Annotated in this window: 24 protein-coding genes; all 24 read left to right on the top strand. The window is 34.6% G+C overall.

What is annotated here, in order from left to right; all coding sequences use genetic code 11:
* Positions 1-387: a hypothetical protein gene (locus Q0058_RS01165; RefSeq protein WP_298220847.1), complete on the top strand. Its 387-nt coding sequence runs from the start codon at positions 1-3 to the stop codon at positions 385-387.
* Between the two features lie 261 nt (positions 388-648).
* Positions 649-1,653, top strand: coding sequence for an RNA-directed DNA polymerase (locus Q0058_RS01160; RefSeq protein WP_298220845.1), 1,005 nt, complete (start codon positions 649-651; stop codon positions 1,651-1,653).
* On the top strand, positions 1,580-1,876 hold the full coding sequence (locus Q0058_RS01155) for a hypothetical protein (RefSeq protein WP_298220843.1): 297 nt from the start codon (positions 1,580-1,582) through the stop codon (positions 1,874-1,876). Before Q0058_RS01160 ends, Q0058_RS01155 begins: the two co-directional genes overlap by 74 nt.
* Before the next feature lie 23 nt (positions 1,877-1,899).
* Positions 1,900-3,696 carry a DNA cytosine methyltransferase gene (locus tag Q0058_RS01150; RefSeq protein WP_298220841.1) on the top strand — a complete coding sequence of 599 codons (1,797 nt, stop codon included), beginning with the start codon at positions 1,900-1,902 and terminating at the stop codon, positions 3,694-3,696.
* A 17-nt stretch (positions 3,697-3,713) separates the two neighbouring features.
* On the top strand, positions 3,714-5,462 hold the full coding sequence (locus tag Q0058_RS01145; RefSeq protein ID WP_298220838.1) for a terminase TerL endonuclease subunit: 1,749 nt from the start codon (positions 3,714-3,716) through the stop codon (positions 5,460-5,462).
* Between the two features lie 108 nt (positions 5,463-5,570).
* Entirely contained in the window at positions 5,571-5,825 is a 255-nt protein-coding gene (locus Q0058_RS01140) for a hypothetical protein (protein WP_298220836.1), read from the top strand.
* On the top strand, positions 5,822-6,013 hold the full coding sequence (locus Q0058_RS01135; protein WP_298220834.1) for a hypothetical protein: 192 nt from the start codon (positions 5,822-5,824) through the stop codon (positions 6,011-6,013). Before Q0058_RS01140 ends, Q0058_RS01135 begins: the two co-directional genes overlap by 4 nt.
* Positions 6,014-6,309: 296 nt before the next feature.
* Positions 6,310-7,563, top strand: a complete 1,254-nt coding sequence (locus Q0058_RS01130) for a phage portal protein (protein WP_298220832.1) — start codon at positions 6,310-6,312, stop codon at positions 7,561-7,563.
* A complete protein-coding gene (locus Q0058_RS01125) occupies positions 7,556-8,206 on the top strand; it encodes an HK97 family phage prohead protease (RefSeq protein WP_298220830.1) in 651 nt (216 codons plus the stop codon). Before Q0058_RS01130 ends, Q0058_RS01125 begins: the two co-directional genes overlap by 8 nt.
* Positions 8,207-9,505, top strand: a complete 1,299-nt coding sequence (locus tag Q0058_RS01120; RefSeq protein ID WP_298220828.1) for a phage major capsid protein — start codon at positions 8,207-8,209, stop codon at positions 9,503-9,505. It abuts the gene before it with no gap.
* A gap of 53 nt (positions 9,506-9,558) precedes the next feature.
* Positions 9,559-10,041 (top strand): hypothetical protein, encoded by a 483-nt coding sequence (locus Q0058_RS01115; RefSeq protein ID WP_298220826.1) that lies wholly within the window; start codon positions 9,559-9,561, stop codon positions 10,039-10,041.
* Positions 10,042-10,062: 21 nt separating this feature from the next.
* On the top strand, positions 10,063-10,623 hold the full coding sequence (locus tag Q0058_RS01110; RefSeq protein ID WP_298220824.1) for a head-tail connector protein: 561 nt from the start codon (positions 10,063-10,065) through the stop codon (positions 10,621-10,623).
* A 99-nt stretch (positions 10,624-10,722) separates the two neighbouring features.
* On the top strand, positions 10,723-11,055 hold the full coding sequence (locus Q0058_RS01105) for a head-tail adaptor protein (RefSeq protein ID WP_298220822.1): 333 nt from the start codon (positions 10,723-10,725) through the stop codon (positions 11,053-11,055).
* Positions 11,048-11,626, top strand: coding sequence for a hypothetical protein (locus tag Q0058_RS01100; RefSeq protein ID WP_298220820.1), 579 nt, complete (start codon positions 11,048-11,050; stop codon positions 11,624-11,626). The genes Q0058_RS01105 and Q0058_RS01100 overlap by 8 nt, the downstream gene beginning before the upstream one ends.
* Positions 11,623-11,988, top strand: a complete 366-nt coding sequence (locus Q0058_RS01095; protein WP_298220818.1) for a hypothetical protein — start codon at positions 11,623-11,625, stop codon at positions 11,986-11,988. Before Q0058_RS01100 ends, Q0058_RS01095 begins: the two co-directional genes overlap by 4 nt.
* Positions 11,988-12,413 carry a hypothetical protein gene (locus Q0058_RS01090; protein ID WP_298220815.1) on the top strand — a complete coding sequence of 142 codons (426 nt, stop codon included), beginning with the start codon at positions 11,988-11,990 and terminating at the stop codon, positions 12,411-12,413. The genes Q0058_RS01095 and Q0058_RS01090 overlap by 1 nt, the downstream gene beginning before the upstream one ends.
* A 1-nt stretch (position 12,414) precedes the next feature.
* Positions 12,415-12,786 carry a hypothetical protein gene (locus Q0058_RS01085; protein ID WP_298220813.1) on the top strand — a complete coding sequence of 124 codons (372 nt, stop codon included), beginning with the start codon at positions 12,415-12,417 and terminating at the stop codon, positions 12,784-12,786.
* Between the two features lie 467 nt (positions 12,787-13,253).
* Positions 13,254-15,803, top strand: a complete 2,550-nt coding sequence (locus Q0058_RS01080) for a hypothetical protein (protein ID WP_298220811.1) — start codon at positions 13,254-13,256, stop codon at positions 15,801-15,803.
* Positions 15,800-18,172 (top strand): hypothetical protein, encoded by a 2,373-nt coding sequence (locus tag Q0058_RS01075; RefSeq protein ID WP_298220809.1) that lies wholly within the window; start codon positions 15,800-15,802, stop codon positions 18,170-18,172. Before Q0058_RS01080 ends, Q0058_RS01075 begins: the two co-directional genes overlap by 4 nt.
* Positions 18,173-18,325: 153 nt before the next feature.
* Positions 18,326-19,543 carry a hypothetical protein gene (locus Q0058_RS01070; protein WP_298220807.1) on the top strand — a complete coding sequence of 406 codons (1,218 nt, stop codon included), beginning with the start codon at positions 18,326-18,328 and terminating at the stop codon, positions 19,541-19,543.
* 23 nt (positions 19,544-19,566) lie between these two features.
* On the top strand, positions 19,567-20,124 hold the full coding sequence (locus tag Q0058_RS01065) for a dockerin type I domain-containing protein (protein WP_298220805.1): 558 nt from the start codon (positions 19,567-19,569) through the stop codon (positions 20,122-20,124).
* Positions 20,125-20,142: 18 nt separating this feature from the next.
* Positions 20,143-20,304 carry a hypothetical protein gene (locus tag Q0058_RS01060; protein ID WP_298220803.1) on the top strand — a complete coding sequence of 54 codons (162 nt, stop codon included), beginning with the start codon at positions 20,143-20,145 and terminating at the stop codon, positions 20,302-20,304.
* Between the two features lie 68 nt (positions 20,305-20,372).
* Positions 20,373-20,705 carry a hypothetical protein gene (locus Q0058_RS01055; RefSeq protein WP_298220801.1) on the top strand — a complete coding sequence of 111 codons (333 nt, stop codon included), beginning with the start codon at positions 20,373-20,375 and terminating at the stop codon, positions 20,703-20,705.
* Positions 20,702-20,929, top strand: a complete 228-nt coding sequence (locus tag Q0058_RS01050) for a hypothetical protein (RefSeq protein ID WP_298220799.1) — start codon at positions 20,702-20,704, stop codon at positions 20,927-20,929. Before Q0058_RS01055 ends, Q0058_RS01050 begins: the two co-directional genes overlap by 4 nt.

The raw sequence follows: 20,929 nt of genomic DNA, 5'->3' as shown, positions 1-20,929 counted from the left end.
ATGGAATCAAAAATCAAATCATTCGAGGCCGCTTGTCAGGCTGAAAAAATCGATATGCAAATTGTTGGGAAAGATCTTGCAATTTTGGAACAACTTTCGGAGCCTGCTAGGTCACGCGCTATTGCAAATTATCAACTCGACATTATTATTCCTGCAAAAAATAATGAAGGTCAAGATAATCCTTGGATTCCCGATTATGAAAATTATAGCCGGTATAAGTATAAACCATATTTTAGACCTTCTTCTTCCGGTTCCGGCTGGGCGTCTTTCGACTACGTTCGCTGGCTCACGTACTCGTATGCCGGTGCCCGCCGTGAATTTAGATCGTACGATGTAATGATTGACACGGTTAAAACATTTCCAGAATTGTATAACGCAGTTCTATAGATAAAAAGGGTTGTGCATCGTTACTGTTGTTCTGTTCTTCTTCCAGTTCCAGCTGGGCGTACAACGACTACGATAACTGGAACACGAACACGAATGCCAGTGCCCATATTTGTAATATAATTGCTCGGTGCAGACCTTGCCTCTAGGCAAAAAACATAAAGAATAAAGATGTCCGCTAGTATTCAATAATTTGTTAAGAACGTGGACTGAGAAACAAAGGCTATGAAACGCATAAATAATCTTTTCGATAAAATTACTCATATGGATAATCTCATTCTGGCTGATAAAAAAGCCAGAAAGGGAAAATCTAAACAGTATGGTATTCGATTATTCGATAAAAATCCCGAAGGGTTCTTAGTTGCGTTACGAGAAATTCTTATCAATCAGGATTACCATACATCAGAATATTCAACTTTTAAAGTTTTCGAGCCAAAAGAACGTATCGTTTATAGGTTGCCATATTATCCTGATCGCATAACACATCACGCAATAATGAATGTGCTTGAACCTATTTTTACAGGAATGTTCACAAATGATACGTATAGCTGTATTAAAGGAAAAGGTATTCATGCAGCTAAAAAATCCTTGCAGAAATCGCTTTTAGATGAATCGAGTACAAAATACTGTTTGAAACTGGATATTAAAAAATTCTATCCTAGTGTTGATCACGAAATACTTAAAAATCTTTTACGAAGAAAATTTAAAGATTATCGCTTGTTAAAACTGCTTGATGAAATAATTGATAGCACTGATGGTATTCCAATCGGTAATTATTTAAGTCAATATTTTGCAAATTTCTATTTGACGGGTTTTGACCATTGGATCAAAGAAACTATTGGAGTAAAATACTACTGGCGTTATGCTGATGACATCGTGATTTGTGCAGATAACAAAGATTATTTGCATAATTTATTTTTTAAAATTTCTCAATACTTTGATGTAAATCTAAAACTTATAGTTAAAAATAATTATCAGGTTTTCCCAATCGCTAAAAGTCGCTACAGTCTTGATGGTCGTGGAATTGATTTTCTAGGCTACGTGTTTTTTCGTGATCACATCATGATTAGGAAATCGATAAAGAAAAACTTCGTGCGAAAACTCAAAAGACATCCTAAGCATGAAACTATTGCAGCTTATTGGGGATGGTTGATACATGCAGATACCAAAAACTTACAAAACAAACTTCTAACCCATGAACAACTTCAAAGATTTCAAAATAGAACAAAAAAGCGCCGGGTTCGCTGGCGAAAAAATAAAGATTGCTAAAATATTGAATGTTTTAATAATTGTGCATGATTTTAAGATTGGTCCATCAAAGTATGAAGGTCTAAGGCTGGATATGCAAATCGAATATAAAGGTGAAAAACGTGTAACCTGGACAGATTCTTCTTATTTAATGGATACAATTAAACAAGTTCCAAAACCTTCAGGTTTTCCATTTAAAACAACAATCAGACAGGAAGATGATGGCAGGTATATTTTCGATTAAAATTTAAAAATGAATATCAAAACATGACAAAGTTTGAATTAAAACAAAACGTAAGTCTTTTTATCGAGCACGTTAAGAAAAGTTACGATCCTGCAAAACCTTTGGTTTTTTGGATTGATTTGTTTTGCGGTGCTGGTGGAACTTCTACTGGAATTCATTTTACTGATATTGAAAATATGTTTGTTGCAGCTTGTGTAAATCATGATGCAAATGCTATATTAAGCCATGCTTTAAATCATCCAAATACACTTCATTTTACTGAAGATATTCGTGATTTTGAGGTTGTTAAAAAATTAAAGTATTTAGTAAATATACTTCGAAAAGTTTTCCCAAATTGTAAAGTAAATATATGGGCTTCATTGGAATGTACGAATTTTTCAAAAGCTAAAGGCGGTCAGGCTCGTGATGCTGATAGTAGAACTTTAGCAGAACATATGTTTATGTATTTGAAGGAATTAGATCCAGATTATTTCTGGGTTGAAAATGTTCGCGAATTTATGAGTTGGGGTCCACTTTCTGAAAATGGCAAACCAATTTCAAGAACTGAAGGAAAAGATTATGTTAAATGGATTGAAGAAGTAAAATCGTATGGTTTCCGATACGATGCTAAACTTTTAAATTCTGCGAACTATGGAGCTTATCAAAGTCGTGAACGATTGTTTATACAGTTTGCTAATTATGGTTATCCTATTCAATGGCCAGAGCAAACACATACAAAAGATAAGATAGTTAGTCCTTTATTTCCTATGTTTAAATGGAAAGCAGTTCGTGAAGTTTTAGATTTAGATGATGAAGGCGAAAGCATCTTTACTCGAAAAAAACCTTTATCAGATAACACTTTAAAACGAATCCATGCTGGTCTTATAAAATTTGTGGCCAACGGTGATGATATTTTTACAAAACGTTACAACGGTGGTAAAATTAATCCAGAACAAAAAGTTAATTCAATCAATAGACCGATGGGGACCATTTGCACAAATGGAACTCATGCGCTTGTAAAAACTAATTTCATTAAGAAATACTATTCGGGTAGACCAGCAGGAAAAGTAATTGGTGTAGATGGTCCAGCAGGATCGGTTACAACGGTTGGCGGTCAAGCTATAGTTACAGCATCACAGTTTATTCAACAAAGAAATTCCGGTGATCCTAATTCAAAGTTGGTTGATATTAATAATCCTTCAAGAACGATTACACAGACAGGAGGAAATCAGGAACTTGTTACAGCATCACATCTAAATACTTATTACGGTAATGGTGGTGTTCATTCAATTGAAAGTCCTTCACCAACAATAACTACAAAAGATAGAGTTGCTAAAATTGATGTCAATTTTATAGATCAACAATACACAAGTAGTGAACCAATTGGCATTGACCAGCCATGTAATACACTAACTACAGTTCCGAAGTTTTCAATTATCAAAACAAAAAATTTCATTCTCAATCCTTCATGGGGTGGAAATAATGGAAGTGTTGACAATCCATGCTGCACGGTTGTAGCGCGTCAAGATAAAGCGCCTCTTTATATTGTATCTACTTCATTAGGTGAGTTGCAAATACCAATTTATGATGATGATAGCGAAACAATGATTTGTATTAAAGAATTCATGGCTTCTTACGGTATTTATGATATTAAAATGAGAATGCTCAACATTCCAGAATTAAAACAAATACAAGGATTTCCAAAAGACTATAAACTTGTTGGCAACCAAACTGAACAAAAAAAATTTATTGGTAATGCAGTTGAAGTAAACCAAGCTAAAGCATTAGTAAGTTGTAATTATTTATCACTACATAATTATTTTCAAAAAATTGCTGTATAAATTAAAAACCACCTTCTATGATTATTTCTGATGAAATGAAATCTTCGGTTCCTTTCCAATACGCTCAGGATGTATTAGATGGAAAAATCGTTTGTGGAAAATACATAAAACTAGCGGCAAAACGCTTTTCTGAATGGATTGATCAAGCAGATGAAAAAGGTTTTTATCTTGATCATAAAGAAGGAATGTTTGTTATTGAATGGTTTCCTAGATATTTGGTTCATACAAAAGGTCCATTAGCAAAATTGAAAGCACCATTTGTTTTATCGCCTTATCAGCAGTTTACAATATACAATATTTTTGCATGGAAAATAAAAGGGTCAGGACTTCGTCGTATCAACTTTGTTTATGAAACTGTTGGCCGTAAAAACGGTAAAACAACACAATTATCGGGTTTAGGTTTGTATTGTGAGGCAATGGATGGTGAAGAAGGTGCGGAAATATATGTAGGAGCTACGAAAGAAGCTCAGGCTAAAACGCTTTGGGAACAAGCTTATAATTTCGTTGAAAAATCTTTAAAACTGCGTACGTTAGGTTTTCGTAATACGATGCGTGAAATACGTTTCGCTAGAATGTCTGCGGTTTTCAGGTTTTTAGGTGGTGACAGTAAAACGCTTGATAGTCTTAATCCTTCTGTAGCTTTCATTGATGAGTATCACGCACATAAAGATGATGGGGTTCGTGAGGTTTTAGAATCTGCAATGGGAGCGCGTGAAAATCCTTTAGTATATATTATCACCACTGCTGGATTTAATTTAAAAAGTGTTTGTAAGCATGCAGAAGATTCTTATAAAGATATTTTGAACGGTCTGAATGTAGATGATCATACTTTAATTATGATCCATCAGCTTGATGATGATGATGATTGGGAGTTAGAAGAAAATTGGGAAAAAGCAAATCCTAATTTGCAGCATAGTACTACACTACTCGATTTTTTACGCCGTGAATTTATAAAAGCAAAAAACCAACCGTCAAAGATTCCAAATTTTAAAACAAAATCTCTGAACATGTGGGTTGATGGAAATAATATCTGGATTCCTTCTGAAATTTGGAAAATGTGTGATTTTAACAAAGGTGCTAAGACTGCAAATGAAAGAAGGGCTTTGCCTATTGAAAAATTTCATCAGTTTGGTTCTTATGCGGCTGTTGATTTATCTACAACTACAGATATCACTGCTTTTGCTATATTATCTGAACCCGATGATGAAAATAAACGCTACCTAAAAGTTTTTCTATTTTGTCCTGAAGATACAGTTCAAAAACGTAGTAAAGAAGATGCTGTTCCTTATAGATATTGGGTTGATTCTGGGTTTATGATTGCAACACCTGGTAATCAAGTTGACTACGCAATTATTGAAGATTATATCCGTAGTCATTATTTGTCTCATTCAATTAGACGCATTGAATTTGACCGATATAATTCCAGTTCATTGGTGAACCGCTTAGATGATGAAGGATTTAATTTGTCTGAGTTCACGCAAACATTACCGAATTATTCGCATCCTACTAAAACTTTTGAAAGTTTGGTATATAAGTGTGAAATCATCCACGAAGGTAATCCGGTGATGGAATGGATGCTTTCAGGTTGTGTGAAGATTGAAGATACAAATGAAAATATCAGAATTTCAAAAGGTAAGAGCCATGCGAACGGCAAACGCATCGACGGTATAATTGCGTCTATTATGGCTTTAGGTGGTTCGCTTTCGCCTCCAGAAGATACAAATGAAAGTTATTACAGTAAGGAAGGTACAACCTTCGAATGTTAAATCAATAATCAATCTAAATATCTAGTAGTTAACAAAATACCAATATTGCAACAAAATAATTAATTAATTGTTAAGTTATTAATTTTCATCCCAAAACAAACAACATATATGACACCAGAAGAAAATGCATTGCGTCTTCGGATTCAGAAGCTTGAAGAAGAAGCCGAAGTCATGAAACGCCTGTCTGCTCGGCAAGGTTTTTTTGAAATGTATTATGAGGCATTACCATCTCATACAACTTATGAATCCGCTTTTAATAGCGTGAACGAATTGCATTTTCAATTATTCGGTTTTTACCGATATTCTGATTACGTTTCTTTTAAAAATGTCATTAATTATTATAACAGAAAAAAACAAAAATGAAAATAATTTATATAATAATCGTTACTTTTTTAGTTGCTATCGCAACGTCTTGGCTTTTAGAGTTTGAATTTTTTAAAAATCCAGTTCGATATGCTTTAGTTGTTTTGATGATTTTATTTGAAATAGCAACGGCAATTTTTTATATCAAATCTGAGCTAACTAAAATAAATTCAAAAGATGAAGAATAAATTGTTATTTGGTTTTTATCAGCGTATGATTATTATCGAGTACTATAAAAATAAAAAATCTTTTAATACTCAGCCTTTATGTGTTTCAATTTTTGAAAATTTAAAGGCGCGAAGGGAGCTTCAGCAACATCTTGATAAAACTGTATTTTTCAAGTTGATTAATTACTTAGCTAAATATTTGAATCGAATCTTTTTTTAAAAATAGGGAATATCTGAACTCGCTTATAAAGTACAAACTTTATACCTTCGTAGCAAAGCCGTAAAAATACTTTTACAGGGTTAATATTATATAACCCATGTCTTTAAATCAGGCTTTTTCAATGATGTTTTCTTCAGGTGAACAAAGAAGCGCGGAAAACGTTTCTTTATTCAATGATTTCTCATCATTTTTTATCGGTGATTCAAAGGCTAAAACTTCTTCACTTAACTATAAATCTTCTTTAAAACTTTCGGCTGTTTTTAATGCTGTTGAGCAGATTAGTAATGACATAGCTAAGATTCCATTTTTTGTATATAAAGTTGTTGAAAACGGCAGCGAACGTTATAAAGCGCATCCTGTAGATTGGCTTTTATCTACTGAGCCTAATCCGTTTATGACATCGTTTATTTGGAAAAAAGTAACCGGAATTTCTTTGTTGCTTCGTGGGAACTCGCTTTCAAAAATAGAAACGAATTACAAAGGTGATATTACAGAATTGACCTTCATTGATTGGGATGATGTTATTGATATTAAAAAAGTTGATGGTGAACTTTTGTATTATGTTCGTGGTTATAATAAACCGCTTTTATCATCTGAGGTTCTGCACTTTAAAAATTTTACTCATAACGGTTTTGTTGGCGTTGGTGTTATAACCTATGCGGCGCAGCAAATGAATTTAGCAATTGAAGTTCAACAATTTTCAATTACAAATTTTGAGAACAAAGGTGTTCGTAATGGAGTAATTGAAACTGATAAAACCTTAAATGGTAATCCTGATAAACCGAATGAAGCAACACCAAAGCAAAAAATAAAATCGGCGTGGAGTTCTGCAATGGCCGAAAAATCACCTGATAGAATTGTAGTATTGGATGATGGTTTAAAATTCAAAGCTATAAATATCACGCCGCAGGAAGCTCAAATCATCGAAATGAGCCGATTTACCGTAGAAGATATTGCGCGCTGGTTTAACATAGCGCCACATAAAATCAAATCACTTCAGCAATCCACAAATAATAATATCGAGCAGCAATCATTAGATCATGTTTCTGATACAATGCAGCCTTATGTTACCAATCTTGAACAGGAGTTTTCTAAAAAATTGTTTTCCGATGTTGAGCGTAAATCCTTTTTTATAAAAGGAAATATGAATGTACTGCTACGTGCTGATATGAAAACCCGTTCGGAATCTTTATCGCGACAAGTGCTCACTGGTATCATTACGAGAAATGAAGCTAGAAGATTTGAGGATTACAATCCGGGACCAATAATGTTAGATGAATACCTAACACCTGTAAATACTTTCACAGAATCTCAAATAAAAGACAATTTAAAAGACAAGGGAAATGGATAAGGATTATATCAAAAACATTGAAGGCGCTGAACGCCGTTTTTTTGATTCTGAAGTTCGCGCGGTTCGAATGGATGAAACAAATACAGAAGATTTGGCAGTGATTGAAGGTTACGCTGCAAAGTTCAATTCTGAAACAATTATTGGACATTATTACAGATTTCGTGAAAAAATCCTTCCTGGAGCTTTTGATGAAGTTTTAAATGATGATGTGCGTTGTTTGTTTAATCATGATCCTAACTATGTTTTGGCTCGTTGCTCAAAAGGAAAAGGTACGCTTACACTTTCTGTTGATCAAATTGGATTGAAATATAGTTATACAACACCTGATCGCCAATATGCAAAAGATTTGGCTAATGCGATTGCTAGTGGTGATGTTTCTCAATCTTCTTTTGCTTTCGAAGTTGAAACGCAAACTTGGACTGAGCCTGATGGTGAAGAAATCGGAACCCGTGAGATTGTGAAGTACAAAAGGCTGTATGATGTATCTCCGGTAACTTATCCAGCTTATCCTGATACCGAAGTTGCGAAACGCAGCTTTGACCAATACAAAAAAGAAAATCCGGGCGAAGAAATTCGAACCGATAACGATACTGAGCTGGATGAAGTCGAGGCTCAAATTATTATTAACTCAAATTTAAAATAGATGAAAAAGTCTGTTCAATTAAGACAGGAGCGCTCGACAAAAATTGACGCTCAAACTGCTTTGGCTCAGAAAGCTAAAGACGAAAAAAGAAAAATGACACCAGATGAGACTACTCAATTCAGGGCGATTCAAACTGAAATTGAAGGGCTTACATCTGAAATTGAGATTGAAGAACAAATGGAAGAAAATCTTCGAACTCAAAAGGACGGAAAATCATTTACGCCTGATGGTGATAGTTCGGAAAAGCAAGAAAAGCGCAAATTGTATGCTAATTTCGACTTTTCTAAAGCGCTTCGTAGTGCTCCAAGTGGAAACTTTGATGGTGTTGAAAAAGAAGTGCATGATATCGCTGTTGAAGAAATGCGTGCCAATGGTAAATCTGCGCCTGCATCATCTTTTACAATTCCTTCTGATATGGTTCGTGCATCTGCTCAAACCGTTTCTGAGGATTCAGGTAACTATGGTGGTCAATTGGTGGTTAATCAACAACCGCGTCCTGTTGCTGGTTTCTTACCTAAATTGTTCTTAGAGCAAATGGGTGCTACTGTTTTGACTGGTGTTGAAGGTGGTCCATTGCCTTTGCCTGTAGTTGAAGAATACGATTTCGGATGGTATGCTGAAACGGCAACTATTTCTTCTCAGAAAAAAACAATTACTGGTCCTGTTGCATCTGCTAAACGTGCTGGTGCTGTTGTGTTGATTTCAAACAGACTTTTGAATCAATCATCTTTACCTGTTCGCCAGATGGTTATGAACATGTTAGGCGCTGGTGCCGCAAAATGTTTGAATGGCGCTGCTATTTCAGGTACTGGACTTGCAAACGATCCTACAGGGTTGATTAACATGTCTGGAATTTTAACTTCATCACAAGCAGATGATGCTGCTGCGACTTGGGCAAGAGTAACGGAACTTCAAGGTTTAATCAAAAAGAATGATTCTACAGAACAATCTTTGGGTTATTTACTTGATCCTGTTTTGGAAGCATCAATGATGACGCTTAAAAAAGATGCTGGTTCTGGTTTGTTCTTATCGCAAGATGGTAAAATCGGTGGTTATAAATCTGTTGCAACTTCGCTTGTGCCTACAATTGCTGAAGCGGGTGGTAATCCTGAATTACACCATTTGATTTTTGGTGATTTCTCACAAATGTATGTGGTTCAATGGGGTGGTATTTCGTTTGTTGTTGATCCTGTATCGGCTGCTGATTCTAACAGCTTGAAAGTTGTTGTAAATATGGATGCTGATGTTCAGGTTGCGAACAAAAAAGCATTTGCAATCAATAGCTGGTTAAGCGTATAAAACTAAAGTCTAACTAAGAAAAGCCTTCGGGCTTTTCTTTAATATTTATAACAATGTCAAATAAAAAAATCTTAATTGTTGCCTTACTTCCACTAGCTGTGTTTGGTTTTCCGCATCGTGAAAAGCAAATGGTGGTGGTAGATGATAAACAAGGGCAGGAAATCATTGAAGCTGGTTATGCGCGTGAGGCTACTTCAGATGAAGAAAAACAGTTTAAATCTGAGCAAAAAGGCAAAAATAATGCTGATAAAAATGTGAATGATGCTGAAAACACTCAGTTAAAAGCTGATTTGGAAACTGCTAAAGGTGAACTTGAAACCGCTGCTGGTGAAAACACTCAGTTAAAAGCTGATTTGGAAACTGCTAAAGGTGAACTTGAAACCGCTGCTGGTGAAAACACACAGTTGAAAGCTGATTTGGAAACTGCTAAAGGTGAACTTGAAACCGCTGCCGGTGAAAACACACAGTTGAAAGCTGATTTGGAAACTGCTAAAGGTGAACTTGAAAAAGCAAAAGCCGCTTTGAAAAAACAATAAAAAAAATCTAATCTCAAAACAATGGTTACAGATGTTTCAATAATTCCGTTTCCTGATGAAATCAGTTTAATCACACTTGTTAAAGCAAAGAAGCAATTACGCATAGAAGCGTCAATAACTGAAGAAGATGAAATTATTCAGGTTTATATTGATGCGGCGCAATCAGCTGCTGAAAATTACATCGGGCGCGCAATCGGTCGGCGTAAATTGATTTTGAAAATGAATTCTTTCGACCTGAAAGAAATTGAAGCAAGTTCTAATGAAAAGATTGAAAGCGTCGTGTACTTTCCGGCTGGTGAAACAGAATCGGTTATTATGGATGCTGATCAGTATAAGTTGAAATCTTCTAACGTGATCAATTGTTTTGAGATTGGTTTTTTGTCAACTCCTGAAGTTGCAGATCGGCCAGATGCAATTACAATAACTATTGTTCAGGGCTATGCTTTGGCTGAATGTCCTAAAGCGATTATTCAGGCTATGAATCTTCTGATTTCTGATTACTATGAGCGCCGTGAAGATCGTGAGCAGGGTAATAATCCTGCATCGAACAATTTACTTCGTCCTTACAGAAGATACAATTAAAATTAAGGCGTGTAGAAGCCTTTCTTATTACCTGATATGTCTTTATATAGTTTCAATACAAAAGTAGCTTAAAAACGAAATTCGCAAAAAATAATTTTTATGGATAGAGCGCCTTTTATTGGAACGATGGATAGGATTGTAAAGATTGTAAAGCTTGAAAAGTCACAATCAGGTACTGGTTCTGTTTCTTCTGCTGATGATGAAATATGCAAACCTTGGGCAAAACTTGAAAGTGATTCTGGGTTTGAGGAATTGCAAGGAAAGATTAAGCATACTGTTAAAAGAATTTATATCATACGCCACAATGCAAACGTGGTGGCCAATGGTAAAAATTATGTTCTTATTGATAGCGAAGTTCGTTTTAGGATTACACATGTTGAGCCGTTAGGTCGTAGAAGTCATTTAAAGTTATATACTGAATTGTATGAATAGTGATGGCTTTCATATCGATGTAAAAGGCTTTCCTGAGCTGAAGCGAAAAATTCAGCAACTGGATAAAGATCCTGCAAAGAAAACCGAGATACTCGGAATTCTAAGGTCTGTTGCGAGTGCTACTGTTTCGAAAGCAAAAGAACTGGCGCCGGTATCTGAAAAAGATCATTTAGTTTCTGGTAAACGTACTCGGAAAATGATAAGACCAGGCAATCTAAAAAGGTCTATTGGTACGATTACGGGTAAACGCGGTGCGGCTGTTATAAATCCGACAATATATGTTGGTCCACGTGCAAAAGGAAATTATGATGGCTGGTATGGAGCGATGGTTGAAGCTGGCCATAATGTTTACCGAAATGCTAAAAAGTATGAGGTATATAAACGAAAAAAAACAAAACGTAACCGTAATAGTTTAGAGCGTATAAGGGGCAAAGGTGTGAATAACAAAGTAGGTTTTGTACCGGGTTGGTTCTACCTTAAAAAAGCTTACGCGGCTACAAATGGAAATGTAACAGCTGAATCTGCCAGTAAAGTTGCAAAATATATTCAGCGTAGAATTGATAGATTATGAAAGAAGCAAGTGAATTATTATTTAGTTTTTTGATTGGTCAATCAGTGTTTACCGATGTAGTTGGTCAATTTAATAATGCATGGAAATTATATCCAATTGCTGCTGATAGTGATGTGCCTGAGCCTTTTGCAACTTATCGAATCCGTGAACAATCAGGTGCGACAAAAGATGCTTCTTCTTTTTTAGTTTCGTTAGCTGTTTTTTTTACCCCTGAAAAATATGATGAGTGTGTTGCTTTTTGTGATGCAATCACGCCAGTAATCCGCTCTCATTCTGATTTTGAATGGATTACTACAGAACCGGATATCGATGATGAAGATGGTTCTTTTGTTTCAATTATTAATTTTAAAATAACAATTTAATGGCATCAACAATTTACAAAGGTAAAGACCTTAGATTAAAAGTTGCGGGTAAAGTGGTTTATCATGCAACAGAATGTACTTTCGCTTCAAATATGAAGATTGAAAGTATTGCAACCAAAGATACCAACGGTGAAGTTGGTGTGACATCAAACCTAAGCTGGAGCATGACTTCAAAGGGTTTGATTGCAAATAAACCAGTTGGTTCAACAACACACCAGGATGTAAAATCATTACTTGATTTGCATAAAGCCGGAACTGAAGTAGAAGTTTCTTTTACAACAGGCGTAGAAGGCGATGTAATTATCACTGGAAATACATTTATTGAATCAGCTTCTTTAGGCGCTCCGGTTGAAGGTAATACTTCATTTGACGCATCGTTCAAAGGGAACGGTGATTATACTGTTGAACTTGTTCCGGCGCCTTAGTATGAAAAAAGTAATTATAGAATTTGGAGCGCATAAATTTGCGCTCCAATTTGATTTCTTTACATTTCTCAAAATTTCAGATTTATGGGAAGTGGAAGGTATGACGGCTTTAGGTCAAAAAATTGCTTCTTTCATCACTCCTACTGGTGATTTTAGTCTACGTTCATATGCCTATATAAGTGATATCTGTTTTGCAGCTGCGGTAATTGAAAATCCTGATGCCGAAAATAGCTTTGATAAAAATGAATGTCAAAAGTATCTCTTTGAAAATCCATTAAAGCTTCAGGAAATTATGGAAGCTTTTTATGCGTCTATGCCTATTACAAAATCCAGTGAATCGGGAAAGCGGAAAGCGGCGAAAGTGTTGAAATAAAATCTGAAACATGGGATGATCTTGAATCTTTTGCGTGTGGTTATGTAGGTTTACAGATTAATTATTTCTACAGTTTAACGCCGCGTCAATTTGATAATATTGTATATGGTTTTAATAAACGTGAAGAAAGTAAATCGCGTGAATCATGGTTACAGACCAGATGTATTTTTTACCGATGCATTCAGCCGTATTTAACTGAGCAAATAAGTGAACAGGAATATTTCCCTTTTGAATGGGAAACTGTAACTCAAAAACTTTCTGTTGGTTATTTAGATGAAATTGAAGAAAGTAAAAAACGATGGGAACTTCGTGATCTAAAGAAAGCAGAAAACCAACAAAACTAAAATTTTAAATTATAATAAAACCCGGCTATTTTGCTGGGTTTTTCTTTATATAAAGTACAAACTTTATACCTAAATCTGAACACCTCAAAACTACTTTTATCGGGAATAATAAACCCGATTTCTGTGGCTTCATTAGCTGAAATAAACATCAAATTTACTGCTGATTTACGTGGTTTCAGTACTGAAACTCAAAAGGCGTTACGTATTATTGGTAAAGTTGGTGATGATATGCAAAAGCTTGGTAGATCCATGTCTTTGTATATTACGGCGCCGCTTCTTTTAGGTGGTGCTGCTGCTATTAAATTCGCATCGGATTATAACGAATCTTTAAATAAGGTTGATGTTGCTTTTGGTTCTGCATCTGATAAAATTAAAGAATTCTCAAAAACATCATTAGATAGTTTTGGAATTGCCGAAGGTAGTGCGCTTGATATGGCTGCTTTGTTTGGTGATATGGCAACTTCTATGGGATTGCCAGTTGAAAAATCAGCGGCATTATCAAAGTCATTGGTTGGTTTGGCTGGTGATCTATCTTCGTTTAAGAATATTGGTATTGATGAGGCTACGACGGCTCTAAATGGAATTTTTACCGGTGAAACGGAATCTTTAAAAAGATTAGGGGTTGTGATGACTGAGGCAAACTTACAGCAATTTGCGCTTACAAAAGGAATCCGAACTCAAATTAAAGATATGACGCAGGCTGATAAAGTAACACTTCGTTATGCTTATGTCATGGAGCAAACTAAAAATGCTCAGGGTGATTTTGCTCGTACTGGTGGCGGTGCTGCTAATCAAATGCGAATTTTTCAGGAAAGTCTAAAACAAGCTGGTGCTGAATTTGGTCAGGTTTTAATACCGGCTTTTACCAAAGGTATTAAGATTGTCAATGAAATCATCAAAGGTTTTTCAAGTTTATCTGATGAAAGTAAAACTACTATTGTCGCTGTTGCGGGTATTGCTGCGGCAACTGGTCCAATGCTTACTATTTTTGGTTCGCTTTTAACATTAATTCCAAATACAATATCAAAATTTAATCAGTTAAAGGATAATTTAACTGCTTTAAAAGCTTTGGTTCTTGCTAATCCATTTACGGCAATAGCTGCTGTTTTAGCTACTATTGCGGCAATTACGATTATTTCTACTTCGCGTTTTACTGAATTAGCCAATGCAACAAAAAGCTTTGCAGAAATTCAACAAAAAGCTTCTGATTCTGTTGCTTCAGAATCTGCTGAACTTCAAAAGAATTTAGCTATTGCGAAAAACAAATCTTTGACTGATGAGTTGCGTCAAGATGCTGTAAAGAAGATTAATGTACTATCTCCTGAACTTTTAGGAAACATCAGGCTAGAAAATTTATACACTCAACAAACGGCGAATTCGGTTAAAAAATATACTGATGCTTTGTTGCAAAAGTCTAAAGTTCAGGCTGCTGAAGAAAAACTGGTTGACGTTCAAAAGAAATTACTCGAATTGCAGTTAGGAAATACTGATGCTATTAAGCCTTCAGTATGGCAAAACTTTTCTAATGCGTTATTATCTGGTGGTAATAGTATGACTTATGCTGCAAAATCAGCTTTGACAGTTGCTGAAAATCTAGGAACTGAAAATACTGAACTAGCAAAATTGCAAAATATTCTATCGGCTTTTATCGCAAAAAATAAAGACGTATCGAAGTCGAATGAGGAAGTTGCTGTAACATTACAAGATATTGCTAAAGCTGCGGGTGTTAAGTTTGGTACAATCATTTTCTTTGAGGGTCAGATTGAGGATTTACAAAAGCTTCAAAAAGAAGTTTCTACTACAAATAAGTCATGGCAATTATACCAGGATAGGATTGATGTAATTCAAAAGAAAATTGATGCGATTGAAGGTAAAGGCCCTATTAACCTACCTAAGCCAGAATTACCAAAATTAGGTGATTTTGAAGCGCCTGTTTCGATTCAATTTTCTTTGGAAGATCTCAATAATCAAAAGGCATATTTTGAAAAATTACGGGAACAATTTTCGACAACTGATCAGCAGTATCAGGATTTAACCGATAATATCAATAATACTGAAATTAAGATTAAAGCGATTGAGGGTGTTGAGAATTTTGATGTCGCAAAAAATGCTGTAGAAGATTTAGTCGCATCACAACAAAGATTAGCAGAAATCGGCGAAGCTGTTGGCGAATCAGTTGCTGGCGCTTTTGCTAATTTATCAACTTCTATAGTAGATTCTTTAGGGTTAGCAAAAACCGGTTTTGAAGGTTTTATAGGTGGTCTGGTTCAAACGATTACAAAATTGGTTGCTATGATGCTGGCTTCTGCAATTTCGCAATCTATTGCCGGTGCTGCTGCTTCGGGAACTGCTACAGGACCATTGGCGGTATTTACTACACCGGCTTTTATTGCTACGGCTGTTGGTGGTGTTTTAGCTGCTTTTGCTACAATTCCGAAATTTGAATTTGGTGGTATTGTTGGTGGTTCGTCATTTTATGGTGATAAAATTTTAGCGCGTCTTAATAGTGGAGAAATGGTTTTAAATAACGGCCAGCAAAGAAGCTTACATAATCAATTAACGAATAATGGTTCGCAAGTAATTTTTATTGATGGTGGTTTTCAGCTTGAAGGTACAACTTTAAAGCTTCTAATGAATAGAGTTGATAGGCAATCAGAAAGAACGGGATTATGAACGCATTATTAAATCCATTGAATGTAAAACAGTTGTCAATCGAAGTTATTGATACTTATAATAATTCATTGCCTTTAATTGAGGAATATACTCAACAAGGTTCACCTGTTTTAAGTTGGGGTTCAGATGAAGATATATATAGTCAGTTTATGATTTCAAAGCTGGTTTTTAATATGCTTGTTCCTGATGCAGATGATGCTCATTTCTTTCATTTATTTACCGGTGATGAACGTCGATATAAAGTAAAAGTGTTTACAAACGACCCTATTACTTTGATAAAAGAACTTATTTGGCAGGGTTTTATGTTGCCAGACATCTACAAAGAACCTTATAAAAACGGATGTTTTTTTGTTGAGTTTACAGTAGTTGATGGAATTCAATCTTTAAAGGATAGGGTTCTAAATCAATGGTGGTATTTTAATCGTATTCCGATGTATAAAGTATTGTCAATGTTATTAAAAGAAACCGGATTAAATCAAAATCTTATAGTTGCTCCGAGTATAATCCCAGATAATTTATCTTATAACTGGATGAATATTACAGTGCCTTTGTATCATTATTTTGATGAAGATGATGGTTATAAAGATGTATTTACGATGTTGGAAGATATATTAAAATCTAATGGCTTTACACTTTATAGCTTTCGTGGTTATTGGTTTGTTACCGGTATTTCTAGGAAATCTGAAATGATTAATTACGGATGTTTCGAATTTGATCCTGATGGTAATTTTATTCAAAAAGTTGATGTTATAAATAACGTAGTGATGCCTATGAAAGCCACTGATCCGATAATTAGTGTGGCTTCTCCTTTTAAGCGTGTTATTATTGATTTTAAATTATTACAATCAAAAAAACTGTTTTCTGATAGTGTTGTTACTGCGCCAATCGAAACTACGTCTTTTATTTCTGATTTGCCTACGGGTTTTTATAATTCAAAAGGATTTGTTTTTTCTCACCCTTCTACTATTTCCTTTTTAGATCCTGGATTCTCAACAGATTATTCTAAAACCTTTTGGATTGGTCAGGTTAAGCCATGGATAAAAGTTGGTAGTGACTTAAATTACTTCGTTAGTGAATCTAGCGGATGGGTAGAATCTGAAGTTTATTTTGCTGCACAGTTTCGTGCGGCTTATGAATTAGGTGGTGTTGCTACTGAAGAAATAGCGCTCCGAAATTATTATGAGTGTCCTGAATATCCGTCAGTGGAGGCTGGAGTAAAGTATAAATTTAAATTTGGATTAGATAACGTTTCGTTTTATACAGGTTCAATATCTGAACAGGATTTAAAGACTGGTTCTTTTGATGGAATGGCTCCATTTCAACTATTTATTGATAATAATGAATTCATATCAAAACGTCCGAGTTTTACAAATAATGCTTATCGTTATGAATACCAAATTACGCCTCAAACTAGTCTTGTAACGGATGTTAAGTTCAGTTTAGAGCACGAATTCGTTGCGCCTGTTTCTGGAAAGTTAACTTTCAGATTATTAGCGCCTATTAATGCTGGTTTAGGCTTAGGTGTGTTTGACCATAGAACAATTACTGAATTAAGTTGTGAGATTGTTAAGGATGCAAAAAATGATAAACTGACCGCAATCCGAAATATAAACTATAGTACTCAGCAAAAAATTGAAATCGATTTTTTATCAACAAATTCTGAAGCTATTAAAAATAATTTTGGAGTTGATCAGTTGGTTGATCCTTCTTTTGTGCAATCTGTAGATTTTGAAAATAATGCTTTGGACGCTTATGGAACTAACTCATTTTTCGTGATGTCTACAAATCCGTTTTATAAACATCTGTTTCTAAAATCTTTTGAATTATCTGAAGGCGAGTATAATAAAATTATTTATAAAAACCTAAAATCAAATTTTTTTATTGAAACCTCTGGGGGCTTACTAAAATATATTCATAGTTGGTTTTTTAGAAAAGATGATGATGATACTTGTAGGCTTGCTTATTTAAAAGCATTTGATGAAGGGGTTATGCTTCCTGATGGTTATACTCAGGAATATGAACTTCAAACCGGTGATAGTTTAAAATATATTTTTTTTGACTATGGTGTTGAAAATTTATCAAACAGAACATCATGGAAAATATATAACTACGTCAATACTGATGGTCACAAAAAATTTAATGAAATATTAGCTAAACTATATCATTTTTCGCGCCCGCGTCCAATTTTTACAATGGATGTAGAATATAAAAAAATGGTCTGGCCTAATGAAATTATGGCAATGACTTATAAAAACCAGCTACGCAATTTTATTCATCCAACGGTAAAAGTTAATCTGGCAAAAGGGATTACAAATGCTTTAGCTGTAGAAGCTGTTTTTGAACCTGTAAATGATATTTCTTATGAATAATAATGTAATACATATTATTTGGATAAGTCCTCAGCAATATAATGATATTGAAAGAAATCGAAATTACCTGGCTGCTGAAAGTGGTGATTTAATTATAACTGAAAAAAATGAAAATATAGTAGTGTTATGATAAATGAAATAAAACTTAGCCAAATGGATTGGCTTCTTAATGTTCCTGGTGATGCATTATTGTATATAGTTAAAGATGGTGTAGATTATAAAACTACGAAAGATGCGCTTCTTTCTAGTTTTGGGATTGGTTTATTTGTTCCTGAAGGTTTAAGTATGTCTATCAATCGGCCTATTTTATGGATTCAGGATAATTTTGAAATGGATGATACTTCGCCAAATTATTTACTAGGCAAAAATAATATGGTTGGATGGCGAATTAAACTTCAAAATGGTGGCCGTGTTTCTGTGGGGTGGCATCCGACTGATTATCCGACACTAGGTGCTACTGGAGGTGAAGAACAGCATACTTTAACTATTCCTGAATTACCGGTTGTAACTCCTGAAGGTGGTACGAGTATTCATAAAGGCGGAGGAAGTGGTTCGGGGGGGTTGACAGCAGATGATGGAAATGGTGGCCCGTTTGGTCCCGGTGAATTTATTAAACCTTTTGGTGGTGGTAATGCTCACAATAATATGCAACCATATATTGTCGAATTGCATATTGAAAGAGCTTTTGATGCTTTTGTAGGTGGTGGTGGTAATCGTGGTCATAGAATATTATCAGGTGCCACACAGACTATTCAATCTGATGATGTATTGAAAGATTTGATATTGGATAATTTGGATGAAATCGTAGTTGATCCAGCTTTGTTTAGTCAAGAAGATAGTTATGTAAAATTAAATGCCTTTAATAAAAAAGGTAAAATTACATTCATTAATGGTGCTGAAGCTAGTTGCTTTGGTCAAAATGGTCTAACTGAAATTAACTACAGTAAAGGAGATGATATTCTAATTATAAACATCGGTAATATAGGATTATACTACGTTATTATAACTAATAAATCTAATGTATTTCGTTGTCAAGTAACGCAATCAGGAACATCTGCTCCTGAAATAGTTGCAGGAACGTTAGAAGGTAATTACGGGGCTGTATTTACTAGTAATTATGATTACGCTGGAAAATATACTTTCACTTCAGATTTACCAATTTTTGCCAATGTAAAACAATTTTATAAAAATTCAACTTTTACTGATATTAGAATAATTGGGTTTTTAGTTGCTGGAAGTCCAATTGGTGCGTGGTCTTATAAGGTTGTTAGTGACTACGCATTTGAAATAATATCGGTAAATGATTTTTACTCGCTAACCTTATCGGATGATGTGTTAAATGAACCACAACAAATTGAAATAGAACTTTAATATTAATATTTAAACAACAGAAAATGAAAAAAGTAAATTTAAAATTTTTCGTACAAAGTTACTACAAAGGTAACGGTACAATGGAATCAGTAAAGTTTAATCAGGATGGTATTTCTCCAGCTGATGAAGTCGAAGAAGTGAAAGTTGGTATCTGGGCTGGGGCTACTTTGGTTGAAGAAAAAACCGGAATGTTAAAAATAGATGGTAATGTCACCGTACAAACTGAAGTAAGTGGCGGTAATAATTATGTTTCTGTAGTTGGAAAAAACTCTTTAAGAGTTTACACTCCTGTAGCTTTAGACTTTGGAAATGATGATGTAGATTATGATTTTACAATTGCCGCGGAACAAGCAGCTGGAGCAAACCAAATCGAAGTTGAAAGCGGTGTTTTTGCTTTGTATTCAGGCGACGTAAACCAAGATGGAGTGATTGATGATGCTGATGAAGTGATTATTAAATTTGCCGCTGAAAACTCACAGTATGGAATTGCTGTTTGCGATTTGAATGGCGATGGTGTAGTTGATAATTCCGATACAGATAACTTCTGGAATAACAAAGGGAAAGCTGTAATTCTTCCGTAACAAATTAAAATCGAGAATATGAAAAATTGGAAAACGAGCCTTTTTGGTTCACTAGCCGCAATTTGTGGAGCTGCTGCAACAGTAGATACTCCATACAAAAGTTACTTTGTGCTTGCAGCAACTGTTTTTGGAGCTGCTTTTGCTTTTTTCTCAAAAGATAGTAACGTCACCGGAGTGTAAGTATAAAAAGGCGTGATCCTACTCACGTCTTTTTTTATCATTTTTAAATAATTCCCAAATCAAAGCAGATGGATATCGAAAATAATAGGTTTCAATGGTTCTTTACTTTTATTGGTAAAAGTGCCCAAACTAGACTTATTGGTTTTACAACTGCGACAATAATTTTTTTATCACTTATTGCTTACTCGCAATGGAAACAACACCTTTCAGACGATAAGGAAACGATAAAAAATCTTAAAGAAGAAATTTCACGCTTAACGAAAAGCGTTCAATATAAAGATGAAAAATATAATGAGTTATCTGTTGACTTTATAAACTACGTGAAAGATGTTACTAAGCGTAATGACAGTATTGCTGAGGATAATCAGAAATTTTTAAACGAATTAAGAATTAAAAAATGAGAACAAAATTAATACTTCCACTATTTGCTTTGGTTTTTCTACTCAGTAGTGTTAATCCTAAAATTGAGCTTCAGAAATCAAGACAGGTTTATATTGATCATTCCGAATTGAAAAATGATTCAATCAGGATGCGTATAAATAAAGTAAAACTAGAAGCCTCAAAAGCTTTTGAGAAAACACTTATGCAGCGAGATACTATTAAAGATTTGACAACTTTAAAATAA

This window comes from Flavobacterium sp. (assembly GCF_027484705.1).
Classification (GTDB): Bacteria; Bacteroidota; Bacteroidia; order Flavobacteriales; family Flavobacteriaceae; genus Flavobacterium.
The sequence above is the reverse complement of the archived record's forward strand: the minus strand, read 5'-3'. Positions and strand labels throughout refer to the sequence as shown.